Here is a 4,174-nt window from a genome sequence, read left to right as displayed (position 1 = left end):
GTTATAAAGAGGCAAATATGCGCATTTTACGCGTCCTGACGCGGAGAAAATGCAGTTTTAATGGCTCTGGAGGAGCTTGTTCATACGTTCCTTAGTTGACCACTACACACCCGGCCCATATTCTGTCCACCGTCTGCGTGTTTTTTGTTCGTTGTATTTCAGGTAGAACTACAGTGTGGTGCCGTTTTTGACTAGGAAAGAACAGCTTAAAGGCGACACAACGCTCCAATCAAAGCCAAGCATTCCTCACCACAGAATAGTGTTCTTTTGGCTTGTGGGACTGCTGACTCTGGGGCTCGTGCTGTTGTTGGGTGCATTAAGCCTGTATCGAGACTGGCAACAAGAACAGCAGTTACAAACACAGCGACGCAATTTTTACCAAGTACAACTGAAGGAGGTACTTGAGACCACACTCCGTACTGTCGAGCTGGATACGATCCGTTTGGCAACCTCTCCCCTGCTTCAACGCCACCTGTTTCACCCCTCCACCAATACGCTTGAGCTGTTGCAGGAGGACTATGTGAGTCTTGCGCGATTACGCCCCTCCTACGACCAGATCCGCCTGCTTGATGTAAATGGTCACGAGAGCGTTCGCATTAACCGATCAGGGAAGGATGTCTATCGGGTACCGGCTGACGCGCTACAGAACAAGGCTCAGCGCTATTACACAGCCGAGGGCATGAAGCTTGCGCCTGGTTACACCTATTTGTCACCTTTGGACCTGAATATCGAGCAAAATGAGATCGAAGTGCCGTTCAAGCCAATGCTGCGCATGGTGCATCCAGTGTACCGGCACACGCAGTTAAACGGTCTGGTAGTTGTAAACTACCGCGCCGAAGAGCTTCTTCAGCAGCTCAGCAACCACTTGCCTGCCCCTCTGCGTCCCATACTCCTGAACGATAAAGGACAGTGGTTACATGGAGGAGACAAGCAGGATTGGCAGTTTATGTTTGAGCCACAAAGCGGGCTAGCAGTGGAGGAGCCCTCTCTTTGGCAGCAGATGGCGTCTCAAGACTTCGGGCAGCTCACATTAGGACAGGACTGTCTGCTATATTCATGGACTGAGTATGGTAGCCAGCAAACCCAGTCACCACGCTGGCTGATCGGACTACGAGAATCCGGTAAAGCATGTAATGCCCTCACCCAACAATACCAAACACATGCCGCGGGGCTGTTAGGGACGACTGCGCTGGCTGGGATTTTATTACTGTTCGGCTGGCACCGGCTTCGTTTGAAACACCTGCAGCTCTATCATCGCCTATTGATCAACGAACAGCAGTTGCGCCTGGTAACTAATGAGATGGGCAACGGTGTCATAATGATTGATGCACAGGGACTCACGCGCTGGTTGAACCCAGAAGCAGAACGCTTATTGGGCTGGCAAGAAAAAGAGATACTGGGCCGTTGTTTGCACGACATTATTCACGTAACTGCAGAAGGTGAAAACCTTGACCGGGAAGAGTGCTTAACTACCCACGCCATTCGCACCGGCCAGCGCCAGCATAGAGAACGCGACTATCTCTGCACCCGAGAAGGCATCATCATACCGGTTAGCATGACGGTTAGCCCGCTCCCAAAATCAGAGTCTGGCGGTGCCGTCATCACTTTCAGCGATGATCGAGAAAAGGTCACAGCAGAGAAAAAACTGCGCCGACAGGCAGAAACAGACGAACTCACTGGCTACCTTAACCGCCGTGCAATACTTCAACAACTGGAACAGGTGATCAGGACCGATACGGAATTTGGCATCATCATGTTTGACCTAGACCATTTCAAGAGCGTGAATGACACCTATGGTCACGCTGCTGGTGATCAGGTGCTCATTGAATATACCCGTTTAGCCCGTGAACTGCTTCGCCCCCACGACTGTGTTGGCCGGATCGGCGGTGAAGAATTTCTACTGGTGATCAAACATCTGCACTTGAATGATCTCTACCAATTGGCAGAGCGGGTTCGAGAGAGTATGGACCATCACCGCTGTATCATTACAGGCCACACCCTGCATGTTACTGCCAGCTTCGGTCTCGCCATGCACCGGCGCGGGGAGTCATCGGGCGCCCTATTAGCCCGAACCGACAAAGCATTGTACCAAGCTAAAAATACAGGCCGTAACCAGGTCATCGCAGACGATTCTTTTAAAACAGCATCGGTGGGTACCTGAGAAGTAGCATCCTTGTGGCCACGCGATTTTTTTGGCAACATTTAGCGCATAATTTGGTACACCCAAGAGCTTGTATTAATGTGGGTTGTACCGAACGTCATATCGCTTTTCATTACTCATAACATCCATCCCTAAGTGCGTTCGAATTGCATAGCAGACTGTTTCGATACCCTTCTTGCTCCAGCTCTTGCTCCAACTCATACGCTTCTTCAGCAGTTAAATTGTTTCGACCTTGTGACATAACTGCGTTTGCTGTACCGGCACCGCGTCAGGCATGCACTGAGGCTGGATCCTTGCAGGAAGCGTCCGCGATCACTTTCAACTTCCGTGACCCAAACTACTCTGCCGAACGGGCTGGCTACCATCCGATAGAGATCCGCCTGTCTCGCTCAGGAATACCTTTCCGGCATAGTAATTGACGTGTTATCAATTACTTTCCCCACGGACAATCACGCTCGAAGGCCTCTGCAAAGGCCCTGAGGGTCGTATTGCAGGCACGGCAGATCATCTCCACCTCGATGTATTCAAGTCGACGTTCGCCGCTTTCATATTTCGATACGAAGCTCTGAGGTTTGTCAAGCCGTGCCGCCAACTCCACTTGGCTGAGACCCGCTTGCTTACGCAGGTCTCGCAAAGCTTGACGGAAGGCCGACTGTCGGGGTTCCCACAGAATTTTTACCATGGCGGCAATGTAAGTGGGTTTGCAAAACATCCCAATTCGGGATATTTTCCATTACTTGGGTAGGTAACCCATAGATACAGGATGTGTATGATCGGTGATTAGCCTTGTGATGTGGGTGGTTTATACGACACGCTGTTTCGATCAAACTCACTGCTTGCAGTCCAACATATCACCTATAGACAACAGAGATTTGAGGCTCCGGTGAGTCCGACCTTCCCTTTAATGTGTCTATTGAATCGGTTTTCATTATTCTGAGCCACTTTCAGCAGCTTAACTTGGCGACGATTGCATTAAAGCAGGAGCTTCTAGAATTACTGCAGGGATAAAAAGGAGATAAAAATTTTGGCAGCCTCAAGAAGTTCAACCTGTAAATTTTACGCTCTTGCACACGAAAAAGTGGATAATGTGGACGATTTCCTGTCTAAATTAGAGGCAGTTAGCCATGAAATCCCCTCTCCTCTGCGCCATATTATCAACGAATGTAAGGCTGCTATAACCTCTTTTGCGTCACTTCCTGTAGCTGTATTACACGTGGATAGAAAGGGGGGTATTCTTTCAGCGAACCCAAAAGCTCAAGAATGGCTCAAACATATATGTCAAGGTCAATTTTCGAGTCACACACTTCTGGAGCTTCTTGAGCCAGATAGTTCGAGAGCCTTCCAGCATGCTCTAGAGCAGGCCTTCAACTCGGGAGAAATGATATTGGCCAGTCCACTTGCTTTAAAGGTAGAGGATCAGCGTGGATTAGCTTGGCAACACACTCACCTAAAACGCCTTCCTACATTAGAAGATATTATCCAGATAGTTCTTATTTTATCAGAGCACAAGCAGATAAAAGAGCAATCATTATCCACAAATAGACTCCCTGATCTTGATTCAAAAGACTCATTTTCGGAAGTTACTGATCTGTGCCACGATATTAATAATAAGAAGCCAGAAAAGTGCGAGAGCCTAGGTGAAAATATTTTTATGCATACAACCGAGGCAGTTCTGGTAACCAATATTGATAAAAATATCATCCGTGTAAACCCAGCATTTGAGCGTATCACTGGATATTCTGCTCAAGAGGTAGTTGGTAAAAATCCAAATATTCTATCATCTGGGATTCATGATATTTCATTTTACAAAAAAATGTGGGCAGACATTAGTTACACAGGCCACTGGACGGGTGAGGTTACTAACTGCACAGCTGACGGCAGCTTCTACACGGCACTTACTACCATCAGTGCAATTACAGATACCTGAATCAGTGAATTCATCTGCTATTGCCGTGCCACCGCATTGAATATAACCACATTCTTTAACACCGCTCGATCTTATCCGGATTCTGC

Annotated in this window: 4 protein-coding genes; 3 read left to right on the top strand and 1 reads right to left on the bottom strand. The window is 48.3% G+C overall.

Annotation, left to right across the window (positions count from 1 at the left end; genetic code table 11):
* The first annotated feature begins 187 nt into the window (after window positions 1–187).
* The gene (locus tag ABIE61_RS18520) at window positions 188–2,161 is read left to right on the top strand and encodes a sensor domain-containing diguanylate cyclase (RefSeq protein WP_354412305.1); all 1,974 of its coding nucleotides are present in this window, start codon (window positions 188–190) and stop codon (window positions 2,159–2,161) included.
* Window positions 2,162–2,307: 146 nt separating this feature from the next.
* Window positions 2,308–2,580: a DUF2787 family protein gene (locus ABIE61_RS18515; protein WP_354412302.1), complete on the top strand. Its 273-nt coding sequence runs from the start codon at window positions 2,308–2,310 to the stop codon at window positions 2,578–2,580.
* 11 nt (window positions 2,581–2,591) lie between these two features.
* Here the strand turns inward: ABIE61_RS18515 and ABIE61_RS18510 are convergent, their stop codons facing one another.
* Window positions 2,592–2,873 carry a helix-turn-helix domain-containing protein gene (locus tag ABIE61_RS18510; RefSeq protein ID WP_354412300.1) on the bottom strand — a complete coding sequence of 94 codons (282 nt, stop codon included), beginning with the start codon at window positions 2,871–2,873 and terminating at the stop codon, window positions 2,592–2,594.
* A 312-nt stretch (window positions 2,874–3,185) separates the two neighbouring features.
* Between ABIE61_RS18510 and ABIE61_RS18505 the strand changes: the two genes are divergently transcribed.
* Window positions 3,186–4,088 carry a PAS domain-containing protein gene (locus tag ABIE61_RS18505; RefSeq protein ID WP_354412298.1) on the top strand — a complete coding sequence of 301 codons (903 nt, stop codon included), beginning with the start codon at window positions 3,186–3,188 and terminating at the stop codon, window positions 4,086–4,088.
* The last annotated feature ends 86 nt before the right edge of the window (window positions 4,089–4,174 follow it).

Origin of the sequence: Marinobacterium sp. MBR-111 (assembly GCF_040547585.1) — a bacterium.
Classification (GTDB): domain Bacteria; phylum Pseudomonadota; class Gammaproteobacteria; order Pseudomonadales; family Balneatricaceae; genus Marinobacterium; species Marinobacterium iners.
This window is presented reverse-complemented; position numbering and strand designations above follow the sequence as displayed.

Bases quoted from the DNA above. Each gene is read 5' to 3' on its own strand.
- ABIE61_RS18510 (WP_354412300.1), bottom strand. From the start codon at position 2,873: ATGTTTTGCAAACCCACTTACATTGCCGCCATGGTAAAAATTCTGTGG.